The 393-nt window shown below is 67.2% G+C and carries 1 protein-coding gene; it reads right to left on the bottom strand.

Annotated elements, in window-relative coordinates:
- The coding region (locus IO33_RS0142105) for a PhoU domain-containing protein (protein ID WP_031174351.1) at positions 1–331 on the bottom strand (331 nt) is incomplete at its 3' end.
- Positions 332–393 lie beyond the last annotated feature (62 nt).

Here is a 393-nt window from a genome sequence, read left to right as displayed (position 1 = left end):
CGGGGTGGTGGCGGCGCCGGGCCCCCTTGGCCACGTGCAGCGCAAGGGCGCCCATCCGGTCGACGTCGGCCACGATCTGGAACGTCGAGACGATCGCGCGCAGGTCGCCTGCCACCGGAGCCTGCAGCGCCAGCAGCGCGAAGGCGCGTTCCTCGGCGTCAGCAGACATCCGGACGATCTGCTCGTGGTCGGTGATGACCTCTTCGGCCACGGCGAGATCGGCACGCAACAGCGCATGTGTCGATCTGGCTATCGCCTCTCCGGCCAAATCGCACATCTGGCCGAGCAGATCGTGTAGCGCGCTCAGCTGAGCGAGGTAGACGCCCCTCATCAGCTGCAGCGATTCGTGTTCATGACGCCTCTACTCGCGATGTGTTTCGGCCCGGTCTCCCC

Origin of the sequence: Streptomyces durhamensis (genome assembly GCF_000725475.1) — a bacterium.
In the GTDB taxonomy this organism is placed as follows: domain Bacteria; phylum Actinomycetota; class Actinomycetes; order Streptomycetales; family Streptomycetaceae; genus Streptomyces; species Streptomyces filipinensis.
Note: the sequence above shows the minus strand (reverse complement) of the source record. Positions and strands in the feature narration are given on the sequence as shown.